This window comes from Micromonospora sp. RL09-050-HVF-A, from assembly GCF_019374995.1.
Lineage (GTDB): Bacteria > Actinomycetota > Actinomycetes > Mycobacteriales > Micromonosporaceae > Micromonospora > Micromonospora antibiotica.
This window is the reverse complement of record NZ_JAGKQP010000002.1, coordinates 4,688,469-4,706,080: the sequence shown is the minus strand read 5'-3', so window position 1 is coordinate 4,706,080 and position 17,612 is coordinate 4,688,469. Positions and strand designations below refer to the sequence as shown.

Here is a 17,612-nt window from a genome sequence, read left to right as displayed (position 1 = left end):
GTGCCCGGCCGGGCCGGTGCCCGGCGGGCGGCAGGTGACCCGGTGCCGGGTGGTCCGGCCGGACCGGGGCCGGTCGGCGGCGGACGACCCGGCACCGGGCCCGTCGGGCTACGGCACGGTCTCCGACCGCCACTAGGCTGGTCAGGGGCCGGCACCATCCCCGCCGGCAGCCGACCAGGTCCGCGCCCCACGAGGGCGCACACCGACACAGGAGCGTGCCATGGGCGTATTCGCGAGCACCGACGACCCGGGATCAGCCGGTCACGAGCAGGTCGTCTTCTGTCAGGACAGGCAGAGCGGCCTCAGGGCGATCATCGGTATCTACTCGACCGCGCTGGGCCCCGCGCTCGGCGGCACCCGGTTCTACCCGTACGCCAGCGAAGCGGCGGCACTGGCCGACGTGCTGGACCTGTCGCGGGGGATGGCGTACAAGAACGCCCTGGCCGGGCTGGACCTGGGCGGCGGCAAGGCGGTCATCTGGGGTGACCCGGACCAGCTCAAGAGCGAGTCGCTGCTGCGCGCGTACGGCCGGTTCGTGCAGTCCCTGGGTGGGCGCTACTACACCGCCTGCGACGTCGGCACCTTCGTGGCGGACATGGACGTGATCGCGCGGGAGACGCGCTACGTGACCGGCCGCAGCGTGGAGCACGGCGGCGCGGGCGACTCGTCGGTCCTCACCGCCTGGGGGGTCTTCCAGGGGATGCGGGCCGCCGCCGAGCACGTGTGGGGCACCCCGAGCCTGCGCGGGCGTCGGGTCGGGGTGGCCGGGCTCGGCAAGGTCGGCCGGCACCTGACCGGCCACCTGGTCGATGACGGGGCCGAGGTGGTGGCGACCGACGTCGACCCGAGGGCACTGGCGTGGGCCCGGACCAACCATCCCGGCGTCACCCTGGTCGACGACACCTCCGCGCTGGCCGCCGCCGACATCGACGTGTACGCCCCGTGCGCCCTGGGCGGGGCGCTCAACGACGACACCGTGCCGGCGCTGCGGGCCCGGGTGGTCGCCGGGGCGGCCAACAACCAGCTCGCCCACCCGGGCATCGAGAAGCAGCTCGCCGACCGGGGCATCCTCTACGCCCCCGACTACGTGGTCAACGCCGGCGGTGTGATCCAGGTCGCGGACGAGATCGAGGGCTTCAACTTCGACCGGGCGAAGCTGCGGGCCACCCGGATCTTCGACACCACCCGGCAGATCCTGCGGCTGGCCGACGACGAGGGGGTGCCGCCGGCCGTGGCGGCCGACCGGCTGGCCGAGCGCCGGATGGCCGAGGTGGGCCGGCTGCGCGCCATCCACCTGCGGTGAGCGCCCGTCCCGGGCCTGGCGGCCGGCCGCGCCCGGGACACCGCCCCCCGGCGGCCCACCGGGTCCCGACCCGACCGCCGCCGGGGTGGGGAAACCCGCTCGACAGCATGGGGATTACGTGGCTTTTGGGGGGGTTTGACCGGCGTCATGGGCGGCTCCGGCAATCACCCCTTACCCGGTACAATCGGTGACGGCCGGGTGACTGCGACGCGCAGGGCCGGCAGACGGTAACCCGAGGTGCCGAACGGTGGCATCCCCATGTACCGTAAGAGCCACGAGAGATGCCTGACGTCATCGGGGCCCGCCTTCGGGCTGCCCCGCATTCTGTGCGAGGGGGTCGAGCCATGGGGCGCGGCCGTGCTAAGGCCAAGCAGACAAAGGTGGCCCGGGAGTTGAAGTACCACTCCCCGAACACCGACCTCACCGCCTTGCAGCGCGAATTGGCGAGTGCTGGTGGGAAGTCCGAACAGCACTTCGACGACGACTACAAAGAGTATGTCGACGACGACGACGAGGATCATGCGGGCGACGATCCGGACCCCTGGGCTCCGGCGACCCGCTGACCTCCGGTCACATTGAGCACGCGGCAACTCTCCGCGTGCTCACGCATGTGCCCGACCAGAGCGGCGCTACCACCGACGATCAGGGACCCCGCCGTCCCGGAGCACGCTCCGGCCGATCGGCGCGGTCCCTGATCCCGGCGGCCACCGCTACCCTGCCGGTGCGGTGAACCGTCGTCGCTGGGCTCAACGCGGTCGGTTGTTCCAGTTGTAGAAGGTCGGGATGTTCTCGAAGTGGTTCCAGGCGCACACCGCGCCGGCACCCTCCCCGCCCGACGCCTCCGACCGGGAACGACGCGCGGCGTCAGCCTCGTGGAGCAGGGCGGAGATCTCCCCAGCGGCCTCCCGCACCCGGTCGGCGACCTGGTCCGTGCCAGCCCCGACGCGCTCAGGCGACCGGCGACTCGTGGTCTCGGGCATGCTCCAACACTCCCTCCAATAGGCGGATCTTGCTGTTGCGGCAGTGCTCGGTCTCCGTACCGTCGAACCGCCCCTGCTCGAAGTAGCGGTTGGCCGCGTGGCCACCGCCGCAGAAGCCGAAGTACGGGCAGGACGACCGGCACGCCTCGACACCGGTGAGGAACTCACCCACCCAGTCCGTGCCCGCCGCCCCGGCCAGGATCTCGGCCAGTGGGGTGACCAGCACGTTGCCGCTGCTGAAGTCGCCGTAGCGGGCGTCGGAGAAGCCGGCCAGCTCGGGGGAGAGCACGGTCACCGAGCCGTCGTGCCCGATCGTCGGGATCGGGTCGAGCTGCCGGGGCAGCAGGTCACCCTCCGCGCCGTCGAGCACCGCCGCCGCGTACCGCAACGACCACTCCACCTCCCGCAGGTGCAGCCGCGGTGTCCGCCGCCAGGCCGACACCAGCTCCGCCCAGAACGCGGTCACCGTCGCCGCGTCGTAGGCGTTGCTGCGGGTGTTGACCCCCTCGGTCTCCTCGATGTTCAGGCCGAGGACGTCACAACCCAGGTCGAGGAAGTAGTCGTACAGCTCCGTGGCGAGCCCCGGCGTCGGCCGGCTCACCACCGCCAGCGCCGAGAACGGCAGACCGTGCCGACGCAACGCGGCGATCCCCCGGACGATCCGGTCGTACGCCGGCCGGCCGGCCCGGGTCACCCGCTCCCCGTTGCGGTCGGGTGGGCCGTCCACGCTCACACTGACCCGCACCCCGTGCTCGACGAAGAACGCGCACCAGGCGTCGTCGATCAACGTGGCGTTGGTCTGCACATGGTGCTCGACCCCGGCGGGGAACGGGGCGATCAGCGCGGCCAGATGCTCCCGCCCGGCGGCGAGCGGCTCCCCGCCGTGCCAGACCACCGAGAACCGGCCCTGCGCCGCCCAGGGGGCCACCGCGGCAGCCACCGCCTCGGCCACCGCCACCGGCATCCGCCGGTCGACCGCCCGGTGCGGCAGATAGCAGTACGCACAGTCGAGGTTGCACAGCGTCGTCGGCTGCATCACCACGTACGACGGGATCGTCGCGACGCCCCGCATACCCGTCACGGCCGGGGCCCGAGCAGTCATCGACCCTCCTCCCGCTTGCCCGAAGTGTCCTTCAGGCTAGGCGGCGACGGCCGCTCGGGTGAACCCCCGACCAGTGCCCGTCCGATCAACCCCGACGATCAGCCCCGGGTGTGCTGGCCGATCATCTGGACGTTGCCGGTGCCCTCGATGATCTCGCCGGCCTGCCAGGCGTCCACCCCCCGGCCGGCCAGGGTGGCCAGCGCACGGTCGGCGTCCTCGGCGGAGACGATGGCGAACATGCCGACGCCCATGTTGAACGTCGACTCCATCTCCGGGTCCTCGATCCGGCCCTTGGACTGGATCAGGTCGAAGATCGGCTGCGGCTTCCAGGTGGCCCGGTTGACCACCGCGTCGACGTGCTCGGGCAGCACCCGGACCAGGTTGCCGGGGATGCCGCCGCCGGTGACGTGGGCGATCGAACGCACCTCCGCCTCGGTGATCAGCTTCAGGCAGTCCTGCGCGTAGATCTTGGTCGGGGTGAGCAGCTCCTCGCCCAGGGTGCGCTGCCGACCGAAGTCGTCGATCACCACGTCCAACCGCATCCGGCCCGCCCCGAGCAGCACGTGCCGCACCAGCGAGTAGCCGTTGGAGTGCAGCCCGGACGAACGCATCGCGATCACCACGTCGCCCACCTCGACCCGGTCCGGGCTGAGGATCTCGCTCTCCTCGACCACACCGACCCCGGTGGCGGAGACGTCGTACTCGTCGGGACGCAGCACCCCCGGGTGCTCGGCGGTCTCGCCACCGAGCAGCGCGCAGCCGGCGTACCGGCAGCCGTCGGCGATGCCCGCGCCGATCTCCGCGACCCGGTCCGGCACGACCTCGCCGGTGGCGATGTAGTCGAGCAGGAACAGCGGCTCGGCCCCGCAGGCCACCAGGTCGTCCACGACCATCGCGACCAGGTCGATGCCGATCGTGTCGTGGATGTCGAGCTGCTGGGCGATGACCAGCTTGGTGCCCACGCCGTCCGTGGAGGACGCCAGGATCGGGTTCTTGTACTTCTTGGTGTCCAGCCGGAACAGGCCCGCGAAGCCGCCCAGGTCACCCATGACCTCCGGCCGCCGGGTCTCCCTCACCTTGGACTTGAGCAGCTCCACCGCCCGGTCGCCCGCCTCGATCGACACCCCGGCGTCGGCGTACGAGACCGAGCGTTTGCGGCTGGTGCGGCTGGTGCCCGCCGTCCAGGGCTGGCGGTCGCCACCGGCGCCGCTCGGGCTACTTCCTGCGCCGCTGCGCTCGGACACGTAGGTCACGGTTCTCCCCTTTGTGGTTCTCGGTGCCGCGCCGACGGTGGCCGGACGGCCCCGGTGTACTACGGGCGGTGGGCGGTCGCGCCGCCCGGAGTGGCGACGAGCGGTGTGTGGTGCTCCGGAGCGTCAGGGGCGTCGGCGACCCGCCGGCCCACCCCTTCGAGCACGTGCTTGCCGATCAGGTTCCCGGCCGGCAGGTCGATCGGGTACTCCCCGTCGAAGCAGGCCCGGCAGAGCCGGCTGCGGGGTTGTTCGGTCGCGGCGATGAGACCGGGGAGCGAGACGTAACCGAGGGTGTCGGCGCCGATCGACCGCCGGATGCCCTCGTTGTCCAGCCCGTTGGCCAGCAGTTCGGCCCGGGTGGCGAAGTCGATGCCGTAGAAGCACGGCCAGTTCACCGGCGGGGAGGAGATCCGGACGTGGACCTCCAGCGCACCCGCCTCGCGGAGCATCCGCACGATCGCCCGCTGGGTGTTGCCGCGCACGATCGAGTCGTCGACCACGACCAGCCGCTTGCCCCGCACGTTCTCCCGCAGCGGGTTCAGCTTGAGTCGTACGCCGAGCTGACGCAGGGTCTGCGACGGCTGGATGAAGGTACGCCCGACGTACGGGTTCTTCATCAGGCCGGCGCCGTAGGTGATGCCGGACGCCTCGGCGTAACCGATGGCGGCCGGCGTGCCCGACTCGGGCACCGGAATCACCAGGTCCGCCTCGACCGGGTGCTCCTTGGCGAGTTGCCGGCCGATCTGCACCCGGGCGGCGTGCACGTTGCGGCCGGCGATGGTGGCGTCCGGGCGGGCGATGTAGACGTACTCGAAGAGGCAGCCCTTGGGCTCCGGCGCGGCGAACCGGCTGGAGCGCAGCCCCTCCTCGTCGATCGCGATCAGCTCACCCGGCTCGACCTCGCGCACCACGCTCGCGCCGACGATGTCCAGCGCGGCGGTCTCGCTGGCCACCACCCAGCCGCGTTCCAACCGGCCGAGCACCAGCGGGCGGACGCCGTGCGGGTCACGGGCCGCGTAGAGGGTCGACTCGTCCATGAAGACGAAGCTGAACGCGCCGCGCAGCTGCGGCAGCACCTCCAGCGCGGCGGCCTCCACCGACAGGTCGGGGCGGCTGGCCAGCAGCATGGTCACCAGTGAGGTGTCGTTGGTGGCCCCGTCGTCGAGCAGGCCGCGCTCGGCGACCTCCTTCTGCAACTCGGCGGTGTTGACCAGGTTGCCGTTGTGCGCCAGGGCGATCGTGGTGCCCGAGGTGGTCGAACGGATCGTCGGCTGGGCATTTTCCCAGGTCGAGCCACCGGTGGTGGAGTAACGCGCATGCCCGATCGCCAGATGGCCCCGCAGGCTCTTCAGCGTCGGCTCGTCGAACACCTGGGCCACCAGACCCAGGTCCTTGTAGACCACCACACCCGATCCGTCGCTCACCGCGATGCCGGCGGCCTCCTGGCCGCGGTGCTGGAGGGCGTACAGACCGAAATAGGTGAGATTGGCAACCTCTTCACCCGGGGCCCAGACGCCGAAGACGCCACAGGCGTCCTGGGGGCCGGGTCGCTGGGGGTCAAGGTCGTGGCTCAGCCGGCCATCGCCTCGGGGCACTGCCGCTCCCTCATGCTGGTCTGGACTGGCCTGGCGGAGCCGGGGGCTGCTCCGCGCCTTTCGGCCCTGGACCACTGTCGTCGCCTGACAGTGTACGCGAACACGAGTCAATACAGAAAGTCACGATCCCCCTCCACCCAGTCACCCGCTCGCGCCTAACGGTGCAGCTAGAGCGGCAGATGGTCGGCGAGGTCCGCCCGGTTTCCGCTCACCTGTACGCGACCGTCCGTGACCGCCTGCGCCCACGACAACCGACCGGTAGCGAGCGCCAACCAGGTGTCCGGCGCCATCTCCACCACGTTCGGCGGGGTGCCCCGCGTGTGTCGCGGACCCGCTACGCACTGAACTGCACCGTAAGGTGGGACACGCACCTCCACCGATCGGCCGGGGGCACGCTCCGCGAGGACGGTCAGAAGGGTACGGACCGCCTCCCGATACACCGGTCGTTCGGGCGTACGCCCCTCATCGAGCGCCGTCAGCGCCGCCAGCACCGCGGCGGACTTAATGTGCGGAGAGGACACGACGGGACGATACGACCCCTGACTCTCGGATGCCACGCTGGCCCCTGGGTCGCGCCGATCCGGTCAGACAAGGCATAGTTGCCGACGGCGTATTCGTACCGTGATGATCCCCGGCCCCCGCCGGGGAGGTCAGACCGGAAGGCGGTTGACGTGTCAACACACCGACGTGCCTGGACGCAGCGGGCCGGTGTGGTCGTAGCGCTGGTGGCCGGCGCCCTGCTCACCGTCCCCGCCACACCCGCTTTCGCCGCTCCGAGCGTCACCAACGTGTCGGCGTCCCCGAGCTCCGTCGAGGCCGGGAAGTCCACCCGGGTCAACTACTCGCTCACCGTGGGTGACGACTCCCCGGTCGACGTCTCTGTCACCTCCAGCAACGGCAAGCTCCGCTGCGTGGACGGTTGCGGTCGCACCAAGGTCGACCAGAGCGGCGGGTCCAGCGCCACCTTCAGCCTCGCCGACGACGCGTCGAACGGCTCCGCCACCATCACCGTCAAGGCCGTCGACGCCAACGGTGCCGAGAACTCGGCCAGCACGACCGTGACCCTGGTGGCCAAGGCCGCGCCGCAGACCACCGCGCCGCAGGACAAGCCGACGGTCAAGTCGATCTCCGGCAAGGTGGTCGTGACGGCCACCGGAGACGCGGTGCCCAACGCGGTGGTGGGCCTGGAGGATTCCACCGGCAAGCAGTTCAACACCACCAGCGACGGCAGCGGCAACTTCCGGATCACCGGGTCCAGTGCGAACCCGATCGCGCCCGGCTCGATGGTCCTCGGTGCCAGCAAGGACGGCATCGTCGCCACCAAGCCGATCAGCGCGGGGGCCGGGCAGAGCCTGAGCAACCAGCGGATCAGCCTGGCCCTGAAGGTCGAGGTGAGCCCGAGCGCCACCCCGTCGACCACGGCTGAGGCGACGCCGACGGACGAGACGACCGGGGAGACCACCGCCGAGGAGACCACCGAACCGACCGGTGGGCAGCAGCAGGCGGCGTCCCAGGACGACGACAGCGGATTCGGCTCCTTCCTGATCATCCTGCTCGGCGGCCTGCTGGTGGCGGCCGGTGTCGGCACCATCGTGCTGCTCTGGATCCGCCGCAAGAACGCCGACGACGGCGACGGTCCGGCCGGTGCCGGAGCGGCGGGCGGCGTCCCCGGTCCCCGCAGCCCACGCGGCACCGACGACCAGACCCGGGTCGTCAACCGGGTCGGTGCCGGCCCCGACCCGACGATGGTCGGCAGTTCCGCGCTGAGCGACGCGCCGACGATGCTGCAACGACCGGTCGTCGACGACGTCCCGCCGGACCCGTACGCTGCGCCGCCGCAGCCCTACGGCGCACCGCAGGACAACTGGGCCGGTGCCGGCGGCTACGGCGAGGAGCCCGCCGGCCAGGCCGGCTACGGCCAGCCGGGCGGTTACGGCAACGCGCCCGCCTCCGGTGGCGGCTACGGCGCAGCCGGTGCGGCAGGAGCTGCCGGCGCGGCGGGTGCCTACGGTGCGTCGCCCGCACCGGCTGGTGGCTACGGCAACGCGCCCGCCTCCGGCGCCGGGTACGGCAACGCGCCCGCCTCGGGCGCTGGGTACGGCAACGCCCCGGCCTCCGGCGCCGGCTACGGCAACGCGCCGGCCTCGGGCGCCGGTTACGGCAACGCCCCCGCCTCCGGCGGCGGTTACGGCAACGCCCCCGCCTCGGGCGGTGGCTACGGCGGTCGCGACTACGGCGCGACGGCCGGTGCCGCCGGCTATCCGGCGCAGGAGCAGGCCGGCGGTTACGGCGGCGACCGCTACGACGAGCCCACCGGCCGGTACACCGGCGACAGCACCTCGTACGCCCCGGCGGCCGACCCCTACCCGACCAGCACCTACCAGCCGGAGCCGGACGCCTACGGCCAGTCCGGCGCGGCCGGTTACGGCCAGCCCGAGCAGGGCGGCTACGGCCGGGGCGGGGAGCCGACCGGCGGTTACCCCGGCGGCGGCTACGGCCAGCAGGCCGGCTACGACTCCGGTCCGGCCCAGGGCTACGGCGGCCAGCACGGCGGGTACGACCAGCCCGCCGGGGGCCACCAGAGCGGCTACGACCAGCCCGCCGGGGGCCAGCAGGGCGGGGGTGCCCACCAGGGCGGCTACGACCCTCGTGGCGGCGGTCAGCACGGCGGCTACGAGCAGCGTGGTGGGGCCCACCAGGGTGGTTACGACCAGCCCGCCGGGTACGACCAGCAGGGCCCGGGCTACGACCAGCAACCCGGCTACGGCTCCCCGCAGGGCGGGTACGGCCAGACCGGTGGTTACGGTGCCGAGCAGTCACCGGGCGGATACGGTCAGGAGCCGCCGCCGCAGCGCACCGGCGGGTACGACCAGCAGGGTTACGACCAGCAGCAGGGTGGATACTACGGCGACCAGCCACAGGCCGGCCACGACCAGCCCCCGGCCGGACGGGCCCGGCCGGACGGGTCGGCTCCGGAGCGCGGCGGACGCCGCCTCGACTGGTTGGACGACTGACCCACCGACGACACCGACGACTGCGGGCCGCCCGACACACCGGGCGGCCCGCAGTCGCGCTGACCCACGCCCGGGCGACCAACGGTCAGGCCGGGAACGCCCGACAGCCCAGGTCGACGGCCGGCTTGGGCCCGGGTGTCGCGGCGGGGCAGCCACCGGCAGCGGGCCGGTCCGCGCCGGCCGGGGCCGCTGCAGCCGGCTGAGAAGACACCGGGCCGCTTCAGCCGGCTGAGAAGACACCCTGGCGGAGCACCGGCACCACGGTCGAGACGTCCCGCTGCACGGCGACCTCGACGTCACCGGCGAAGCCCGCCTCGATCAACTCCCGACCGGAGACGCACCCGCATACCGCCGCCGGTATGTCGGGGGTGCTGGCCAGGGCGGCGAGCGTCACCGCCGCCTCCACCGAGAGTCCCCCGGGCACCCCGGAGATCGCGTCCAGCACGCTGGCCGCGCCCAACTGATCCTCCACCGAGGGGCGCAGCGTGCCGTCCGGCCAGCGTTCACCGGCGGCCACCACCCCCACCGGTGCGTCCGTCCCGCCGTACCCGTGGCGGAGCAGCCAATGCCCGACGGCGCGGGCGTTGCGCAGGCAGGCAGCGACCACCGGCCGCCCGGTGGCACTGGCGGCGGCGCTGATCGCGGAACCGTTCGGTGACGGCAGCACCAGATCGGCGACGAGCGGTGCGCTGCTCAGGGCCGCCGGGGAGAGCGACCACGGGTGCTCCGCGCTCGTCTGCCGGCGACCCACCGCGGCCACCGCGCCGACCCGCACCGCGTAGTCGGCTGCCTGCTCGCCCCAGGGGAACGGGTGGACCCGCATCCCCCGGGCCACCGCCACCTCGACGGCGGTGGTGAACGACAGCACGTCCACCACCACCAGTACCGCGCAGACCCGGCCGAGTTCCGCCGCCCCGGTCAGCCCCCAGTCGAAGCGGGCACCCGATCCGGGCTGGGCGTGGACGACCGAGGCCACCGCCTCAGCGCTGGTCGGGCGTCGGACGCTGCCCGTCGCCGTCACCGGCCCCGGAGGCTGCGGCGTCGTCCGCGCCGGCCTGCGGGGTGGACCCCGCCGTCGGTACGTCGGTGCCCTGTCCACCGGCCGTCGGCGCGTCGCCCGCCCCGGAGGGGGCGTCCGCCGGGGCGGTGCCCGTCGGGGCGTCCGGTGCCGGCGTGGAGTCAGCGGAGGCGTCCGGCGCGGTCCCGGTCTCCGGACCACCCGGCACCGGGCCACCCGAGACCGGCGCGGCGGTCGTCGGGGCGGCCACGACCTCGCCGGCCGGGTCGTCCGCGTCCGCCGGCTGCTGCCGGTCCGGCACGTCCACCGGCTGCCCGACGGTGGCCGGCGCGATCGTGGTGGTGCCCGTCCGGACCGCCTCGACCTGCACCTGGGCCGCTTCCGGCCCGCCGAAGAGCCGGGGCAGGGTCGCGGTGTGCGCGGCCCGCAGCTCGTCCAGACCGATCCGGAACTGGCCGTGCACGTCCAGGGCGCCGCTCGCCGGGTCGGTCACGCCGATCTGCTCCCACGGCACGGCCCGCTCGTCGCAGAGGGCGGTGAACGCCTTCTCGTGCCCGCGCGGGACGGTCACCAGCACCCGGCCGGCGGACTCGCTGAAGAGGAAGACGAACGGCAGCGAACCGTCGGCGAAGCGCTCCGGCACCCCGATCCGGGCCCCGACCCCCCGACGCAGGCAGGACTCCACCAGGCTCTGGGCGAGACCGCCGTCGGAGAGGTCGTGTGCGGAGCTGAGGTGACCCACCCGGGCGGCCTCGGCCATCAGCTCGGCGAGCTGACGCTCCCGGCCCAGGTCGACCTGCGGCGGCATCCCGCCCAGGTGCTCGTGCGTCACCCAGGCCCACTCCGAGCCGGACAGCTCCACGTGCGTGTCGCCCAGCAGGAACAACTGGTCGTGGTCGCCGCCGGTACGCGGGACGAAGCCCATCGGCACCCGGTCGGCCACGTTGTCCAGCACCCCGAGCACACCGACCACCGGGGTCGGGTGGATCGCGGCGGCACCGGTCTGGTTGTAGAAGCTGACGTTGCCGCCGGTCACCGGGATGCCCAGCTCCAGGCAGCCGTCGGCCAGGCCACGGACGGCCTCGGCGAACTGCCACATCACGCCCGGGTCCTCCGGCGAGCCGAAGTTGAGGCAGTTGGTCACGGCGATCGGCTTCGCACCGGTCACCGCCACGTTCCGGTACGCCTCGGCGAGCGCCAGCTTCGTCCCCTGGTACGGGTTCAGGCGGGCGTAGCGGCCGTTGCCGTCGACGGAGAGGGCGACCCCGAGGCCGCTCTGCTCGTCGATCCGGATCACGCCGGAGTCCTCGGGCTGGGCCAGCACGGTGTTGCCCAGCACGTACCTGTCGTACTGCTCGGTGACCCAGGTCTTGTCGGCCAGGTTCGGCGAGGCGATCATGCGCAGCAGGGTCTCCCGCAGCGCCTCCGGGGTGCTCGGCCGGGGCAGCGTCTCGGCCCGGTCGGCCTGGAGCAGGATCAGGTCGGCCGGCTCCCGCATCGGGCGGGCGTAGACCGGACCGTCGTCGACCAGCGAGCCCGGCGGCACGTCGACCACCACGTGGTCGTTCCAGGTGACCAGCAGCCGGCCCGGCCGGCCGTCGGGAGCGGGGGCGGTGACCTCGCCGATCGCGGTGGCGAGCACGCCCCACTTCTCGGCGGTCTTGAGCACCGACTCCAGCTTGTCCGGGGTGACGACCAGCAGCATCCGCTCCTGGGACTCGCTGGCCAGGATCTCGTGCGGCTCCATCGACGGCTCGCGCAGCGGGACCCGCTCCAGCCAGACCCGCATCCCGGTGCCGGCCGACGCGGCGGTCTCGGTGAGCGCGCAGGTCAGGCCCGCGCCGCCGAGATCCTGGATGCCGACGACCAGTTCGGCGTCGTACAGCTCCAGGCACGCCTCGATCAGCAGCTTCTCGATGAACGGGTCACCGACCTGCACCGACGGGCGGCGCTGCTCGCTGCCCTCGTCGAAGGTGGCGCTGGCCAGCACCGACACGCCGCCGATGCCGTCCCGGCCGGTCTTCGCGCCGAGCAGCACCACGATGTTGCCGGGGCCGGCGGCGTCCTTCTTCTGCAACCGGTCGACCGGCAGCACGCCCAGGCAGAGCGCGTTGAGCAGCGGGTTGCCCTGGTAGCAGGGGTCGAAGACCAGCTCACCGCCGATGTTGGGCAGGCCGAGGCAGTTGCCGTAGCCGCCGACGCCGGCCACCACGCCGGGCAGTACCCGGGCGGTGTCCGGGTGGTCGGCCGCACCGAAGCGCAGCGGGTCCATCACCGCGACCGGGCGGGCGCCCATCGCCAGGATGTCCCGGACGATGCCACCGACACCGGTCGCCGCGCCCTGGTAGGGCTCGACGAAGCTCGGGTGGTTGTGCGACTCGACCTTGAAGGTGACGGCCAGCGTGTCGGAGACCCGGACGACGCCCGCATTTTCCCCGATGCCGGCGAGCAGCCGGTCGCTGGGCGGGGCCTTCTCGCCGAACTGGCGCAGGTGCACCTTGCTCGACTTGTACGAGCAGTGCTCGCTCCACATGATCGAGTACATGGCCAGCTCGGCCTGGGTGGGGCGGCGGCCGAGGATGTGCCGGATCCGGTCGTACTCGTCGTCGCGCAGGCCGAGCTCGGCGTACGGCTGGAGCTCGTCGCCGGTGGTGGTGGCCCGCTGCACGGTGTCCACGCCGTCCGTCCAGTCGATGGCCGGTGTCGGACCGCTGTGCCGGCCGGCTGCGGCTGTGCCGGCCGGGGGCGCGACAGCCGCGTGCGGCTCCGCCGGGCCGGAGCCCGCGGCTGCCCGAACGGCCGGGTCCTGGTGGGTGGTCATGACCTCTCCTCGCTGCGCTCGTACCCGCCCGTGGGGCGGTGGAGCCGACCGATGTTCCCGCCGCGCACCGTCACGCCGGCGTCCCCACCAGGTGCTTGAGCACGGAGGTGAAGAAGCCGAGGCCGTCCAGCGAGGGGCCGGTGAGCGCCTCGACCGCGTGCTCCGGATGGGGCATGATGCCGACCACGTTGCCGGCAGCGTTGGTGATCGCGGCGATGTCCCGCTGCGAACCGTTCGGGTTGCCGCCGACGTAACGGGCGACGACCCGCCCCTCGGCCTCCAGTGCGTCGAGGGTGGCGGTGTCCGCGACGTAGCAGCCCTCGCCGTTCTTGACCGGGATGAGGATCTCCTGGCCGGACTGGAAGGTGTTCGTCCAGGCGGTGCCGACCGACTCGACCCGGAGGACCTGGTCCCGGTTGCGGAAGTGCAGGTGCTGGTTGCGGGTGAGCGCGCCGGGCAGCAGGTGGGCCTCGCAGAGGATCTGGAAGCCGTTGCAGATGCCGAGCACCGGCAGGCCGCCCCGGGCGGCGTCGACCAGGGTCTCCATCACCGGGGCGAACCGGGCGATGGCCCCGCAACGCAGGTAGTCGCCGTAGGAGAAGCCACCCGGGAGGACGACGGCGTCCACCCCGTGCAGCTCCGGGTCACCGTGCCAGAGCCGGACCGGCTCCGCGCCGGCGATCCGCACGGCGCGGGCGGCGTCCCCGTCGTCCAGCGAGCCGGGGAAGGTCACCACTCCGACCCGGGCGGTCACGAGTGCGCGTCCGCGGTCTCGTCGGCCTCGACCCGGACCGTGAAGTCCTCGATGACAGGGTTGGCGAGCAGCTTGTCGGCGATCTCCCGGGCCCGGTCCAGGTCCGGTTCGCCGGTGAACTCGATCTCGATCCGCCTGCCGATCCGGACGGAGGCGACGTCACTGACGCCGAGCCGCGGCAGCGCGTTTGCGACGGCCTGGCCCTGAGGATCGAGGATCTCGGGCTTGAGCATGACGTCGACGACGACGCGAGGCACTGGGCACTCCTGACTGTGTACGCAGTTGGGTGCCGGCCCACTACGGGCGAGCGAGGCCAGCGTACCTGGCAGATTCCGGTCCGGACGCACCGGCCGGGCGCAGTTCAGGCAGTGATCGACGTTACCGGTCGTCCGGACGGGCGGCCGAGATCCGTTCGTTGCCGCTCTGATGCGGTTTTGTTGCCGATTGTCGACGCGTCGCCTCCACACACCCGTCCTGAGCAGGCAATACGTGGTCCAACGCCAGATTTGCGACCGGTATCCGACAAACAGGGACGAGCGCGTCGCGGGTCAGCTCTGTCACATCGACCGATCCAGATCAGAATCTTGTGAACGAGCCGGGTCACCCCTAACCTCTATCGCCAAGTGTCGATGCATGGTCGCCGTACCGGCGGGCCACCCCCGCCCCGGCGGCCGACCCGGCCCGGCGATCCCGGGCCCGACCCGAAGGAGCCCCCCGACATGCGCCTCCGCTCCACGCTCGCGGTGCTGACCACCGCCCTCGCCGGTGTCCTCGTCGCCGCCTCCGGGGCCACCGCCGCCCCGGCCGGCCCACAGCCGATCATCGGCGGCAGCACCGTCTCCTCCGCCCCCTGGGCCGCCGCCGTCTTCAGCAACGGGTCGTTCACCTGCTCCGGCAGCGTCATCGCCGCCCAGTGGGTACTCACCGCCCGGCACTGCGTCAGCGGCACCATGTCCGTCCGGGTCGGCAGCGTCTACTACGCCTCCGGCGGCACCACCCGTACGGTCAGCGCCTCCTACACCCGCAACGACCTCGCCCTGCTGCGGCTCGCCAGCACCGTCACCAACACCCCGGTCAGCCTGGCCGGCAGCAACCCGCCCGTCGGCTCCACCAACACCATCTACGGCTGGGGCATGACCTGCTACAGCGGCTGCGGGGCGTCCAGCCAGCTCAAGACCGCCTCGGTGCGGGTGACCAGCACCAACGCCAGCGACGCGTACGGCGGCCAGGCGATCCGCAGCACCCGGGTCAACGGCAACGCGTGGCGCGGCGACTCCGGCGGCCCGCAGTTCTACGACGGCAGGCAGGTCGGCGTCGCCTCCACCGCCGACGGGTCCAGCATCCAGAACTACGGCAGCGTCGCGTACAACCGGGCCTGGATCACCTCGACGGCCGGTGTCTGACGGTTACCACCCCGCGCGGTGCGGATGGCCGGTCGCGTGCCGGCCGTCCGCGCCGCCTCGTTTTGCAGCATCCGACCAGCCACACACGGCACGCTCCGACGCTCTGCGACTACTGACAGCATCGGAACCGTGCTGGTCGTGACGACGGATCAACTGCCCGGCTACGAGATCCGCCAGATCCTCGGCGAAGTGGTGTCGTCGATGGCGCGGACCCGGAACCCGTACCGCGAGGGGGTCAAGAACCTGCGCGGCGGCGCGTACGACCCGATGGCCCCGGACAACCTCACCCGCTGGCGTACCGACTCGGTGGCCCGGCTCGGCGAGGAGGCCCTGCGCATCGGCGCGAACGCCGTGGTGGGAATGCGCTTCGACAGCCGCGACTGCGGCGAGATGTGGATGGAGATCTGCGCCTACGGCACCGCGGTGATCGTGGCACCCAAGGTCCCCGACGTGATGCCGCACGACCAGCCCCTCATCGCCGCCGCGACCGCCCACGACCCCGGCTTCACCGAAGCCCCCGGCGGCATCGCCGAACCGGCGAGCGCCCCCAACCTCACCTCCGCCCCCGAAACCCCACCCGAAACTCCTGACCCACCCCCCTTGGCCCCGCCCCCCTGGCCCCGCCCCCCTCGGCCCCGGTGATCAAGAGGTTTACGCCAATTCGATCTCTATTAGTGACGCAAACCTCTTGATCACCGGGGAGAGCCGACGCCTGGCCAGGCCCGGAGAGCGTGATCAAGAGGTTTGGGGCTGGTTGATCTCCACGGCTGACGTAAACCTCTTGATCACGGGGGTGAGCCCATGCCCGGCCACGCGTGCGGGGCGTGATCAAGAGGTTTGGGGCTGGTTGATCTTCATTGGTGACGCAAAGCTCTTGATCACCGGGCAGGGCGGGCGGGGAGGGTGGGTGGGTGGGGAAGGCGGGGAGGGGGTTAGAGGATGGGGGGTGGGGAGTAGGTGGCGGCTTCGGGGTGGGCGGTGACGACCGCGGTGATGCGGCGGGTGATCGCATCCACCTGGGCCTGGGCGGCACCGGTGAAGGTGGCGGGGTCGGCGACCAGGGTGTCGATCTCGCTGCGGGTGAGGCCGAGGCGGGAATCGGCGGCCAGCCGGTCGAACAGGTCGTTCTCCGGGGCGCCCTTCTCCCGCATGGCGAGGGCGACCGCGACCGCGTGTTCCTTGATCACCTCGTGGGCGACCTCCCGGCCGACGCCCCGGCGCACCGCCGCGACCAGGATCTTGGTGGTGGCCAGGAAGGGCAGGAAGCGCTCCAGCTCCCGGCTGATCACCGCCGGGTACGCCCCGAACTCGTCGAGCACGGTGAGGAAGGTCTGGAACAACCCGTCGGCGGCGAAGAAAGCGTCCGGCAGGGCCACCCGGCGGACCACCGAGCAGGAGACGTCCCCCTCGTTCCACTGGTCGCCGGCCAGCTCGCCGACCATCGACAGGTAGCCCCGGATGATCACCGCGAAGCCGTTCACCCGCTCCGACGAACGGGTGTTCATCTTGTGCGGCATCGCGCTGGAGCCGACCTGACCCGGCTTGAAGCCCTCGGTGGCCAGCTCCTGACCGACCATCAGCCGGATCGTGGTGGCCAGCGACGACGGCGCGGCAGCCACCTGCGCCAGGGCGGACAGCACGTCGAAGTCCAGCGAACGCGGGTAGACCTGCCCGACGCTGTCCAGCACCCGGGCGAAACCGAGGTGACCGGCGACCCGACGCTCCAGCTCGGCGACCTTCTCCGCGTCCCCGTCGAAGAGGTCGAGCTGGTCGGCGGCGGTGCCCACCGGACCCTTGATGCCACGCAGTGGGTACCGCTCGATCAGGTCTTCCAGCCGCTCGTACGCGATGAGCAGTTCCTCCGCGGCCGAGGCGAAGCGCTTGCCCAGCGTGGTGGCCTGCGCGGCGACGTTGTGCGAACGGCCGGTCAGCACCAGGCCGGAGTGCTCGTGGGCCAGCCAGGCCAGCCGGGCCAGCGCGGCGACCACCCGGTCCCGGATCAGCTCCAGCGAGGCACGCACCTGGAGCTGCTCGACGTTCTCGGTGAGGTCCCGGGAGGTCATCCCCTTGTGCACGTGCTCGTGCCCGGCGAGCGCGCTGAACTCCTCGATCCGGGCCTTCACGTCGTGCCGGGTGACCCGCTCCCGCTCGGCGATCGACGCCAGGTCGACCTGGTCGACCACCCGCTCGTACGCCTCGACCACGCCGTCCGGCACCGCCACGCCGAGGTCCCGCTGGGCGCGGAGCACGGCGAGCCAGAGTCGCCGCTCCATCCGTACCTTCTCCTGCGGGGACCAGAGGGCGACCAGTTCGGGTGAGGCGTACCGGTGGGCGAGCACGTTCGGGATCGTCGTCACGTACCTCATTGT

Annotated in this window: 14 protein-coding genes and 1 pseudogene; 5 read left to right on the top strand and 10 right to left on the bottom strand. The window is 72.3% G+C overall.

Annotation, left to right across the window (positions count from 1 at the left end):
• The first annotated feature begins 220 nt into the window (after window positions 1-220).
• Both J7462_RS20715 and J7462_RS20710 read left to right on the top strand, forming a co-directional pair.
• On the top strand, window positions 221-1,303 hold the full coding sequence (locus tag J7462_RS20715) for a Glu/Leu/Phe/Val dehydrogenase (RefSeq protein ID WP_219465591.1): 1,083 nt from the start codon (window positions 221-223) through the stop codon (window positions 1,301-1,303).
• Between the two features lie 344 nt (window positions 1,304-1,647).
• Entirely contained in the window at window positions 1,648-1,866 is a 219-nt protein-coding gene (locus J7462_RS20710; protein WP_208565355.1) for a DUF3073 domain-containing protein, read from the top strand.
• Window positions 1,867-2,049: 183 nt separating this feature from the next.
• On the opposite strand, the gene amcA is transcribed toward J7462_RS20710, so the two are convergent.
• From amcA to J7462_RS20685, 5 genes are all read right to left on the bottom strand, one after another.
• Window positions 2,050-2,283 (bottom strand): multiple cyclophane-containing RiPP AmcA, encoded by a 234-nt coding sequence (gene amcA, locus J7462_RS20705; RefSeq protein WP_219465589.1) that lies wholly within the window; start codon window positions 2,281-2,283, stop codon window positions 2,050-2,052.
• The gene (gene amcB, locus J7462_RS20700) at window positions 2,252-3,355 is read right to left on the bottom strand and encodes a cyclophane-forming radical SAM peptide maturase AmcB (protein WP_219470523.1); all 1,104 of its coding nucleotides are present in this window, start codon (window positions 3,353-3,355) and stop codon (window positions 2,252-2,254) included. Before amcB ends, amcA begins: the two co-directional genes overlap by 32 nt.
• A 128-nt stretch (window positions 3,356-3,483) precedes the next feature.
• Entirely contained in the window at window positions 3,484-4,638 is a 1,155-nt protein-coding gene (gene purM, locus J7462_RS20695) for a phosphoribosylformylglycinamidine cyclo-ligase (RefSeq protein ID WP_219465588.1), read from the bottom strand.
• Window positions 4,639-4,697: 59 nt separating this feature from the next.
• Complete coding sequence (gene purF, locus J7462_RS20690) at window positions 4,698-6,233, bottom strand: amidophosphoribosyltransferase (RefSeq protein WP_204958527.1); 1,536 nt, start codon at window positions 6,231-6,233, stop codon at window positions 4,698-4,700.
• Window positions 6,234-6,400: 167 nt separating this feature from the next.
• Entirely contained in the window at window positions 6,401-6,724 is a 324-nt protein-coding gene (locus J7462_RS20685; RefSeq protein ID WP_374197585.1) for a sterol carrier family protein, read from the bottom strand.
• Window positions 6,725-6,904: 180 nt separating this feature from the next.
• On the opposite strand from J7462_RS20685, the gene J7462_RS20680 reads away from it, so the two are divergent.
• Window positions 6,905-9,247 carry a carboxypeptidase regulatory-like domain-containing protein gene (locus J7462_RS20680; protein WP_219465585.1) on the top strand — a complete coding sequence of 781 codons (2,343 nt, stop codon included), beginning with the start codon at window positions 6,905-6,907 and terminating at the stop codon, window positions 9,245-9,247.
• Window positions 9,248-9,467: 220 nt separating this feature from the next.
• Here J7462_RS20680 and J7462_RS20675 read toward each other — a convergent pair whose 3' ends face one another.
• The 4 genes and pseudogenes from J7462_RS20675 to purS form a co-directional block, all read right to left on the bottom strand.
• Window positions 9,468-10,223 carry a 2-phosphosulfolactate phosphatase gene (locus tag J7462_RS20675; RefSeq protein ID WP_219465583.1) on the bottom strand — a complete coding sequence of 252 codons (756 nt, stop codon included), beginning with the start codon at window positions 10,221-10,223 and terminating at the stop codon, window positions 9,468-9,470.
• Between the two features lie 420 nt (window positions 10,224-10,643).
• Window positions 10,644-13,086 (bottom strand): annotated as a pseudogene (purL, locus tag J7462_RS20670) (phosphoribosylformylglycinamidine synthase subunit PurL); the annotation flags it as partial.
• A 70-nt stretch (window positions 13,087-13,156) separates the two neighbouring features.
• Window positions 13,157-13,840, bottom strand: a complete 684-nt coding sequence (purQ, locus tag J7462_RS20665) for a phosphoribosylformylglycinamidine synthase subunit PurQ (protein ID WP_219465578.1) — start codon at window positions 13,838-13,840, stop codon at window positions 13,157-13,159.
• Window positions 13,837-14,097 carry a phosphoribosylformylglycinamidine synthase subunit PurS gene (gene purS, locus J7462_RS20660; protein WP_208565347.1) on the bottom strand — a complete coding sequence of 87 codons (261 nt, stop codon included), beginning with the start codon at window positions 14,095-14,097 and terminating at the stop codon, window positions 13,837-13,839. Before purS ends, purQ begins: the two co-directional genes overlap by 4 nt.
• A 462-nt stretch (window positions 14,098-14,559) precedes the next feature.
• On the opposite strand from purS, the gene J7462_RS20655 reads away from it, so the two are divergent.
• Both J7462_RS20655 and J7462_RS20650 read left to right on the top strand, forming a co-directional pair.
• The gene (locus J7462_RS20655) at window positions 14,560-15,243 is read left to right on the top strand and encodes a DUF1986 domain-containing protein (RefSeq protein ID WP_219465576.1); all 684 of its coding nucleotides are present in this window, start codon (window positions 14,560-14,562) and stop codon (window positions 15,241-15,243) included.
• A gap of 24 nt (window positions 15,244-15,267) precedes the next feature.
• Window positions 15,268-15,885 (top strand): YbjQ family protein, encoded by a 618-nt coding sequence (locus J7462_RS20650; RefSeq protein ID WP_219465574.1) that lies wholly within the window; start codon window positions 15,268-15,270, stop codon window positions 15,883-15,885.
• A gap of 290 nt (window positions 15,886-16,175) precedes the next feature.
• On the opposite strand, the gene purB is transcribed toward J7462_RS20650, so the two are convergent.
• On the bottom strand, window positions 16,176-17,600 hold the full coding sequence (gene purB, locus J7462_RS20645; protein ID WP_219465572.1) for an adenylosuccinate lyase: 1,425 nt from the start codon (window positions 17,598-17,600) through the stop codon (window positions 16,176-16,178).
• Window positions 17,601-17,612: the final 12 nt, after the last annotated feature.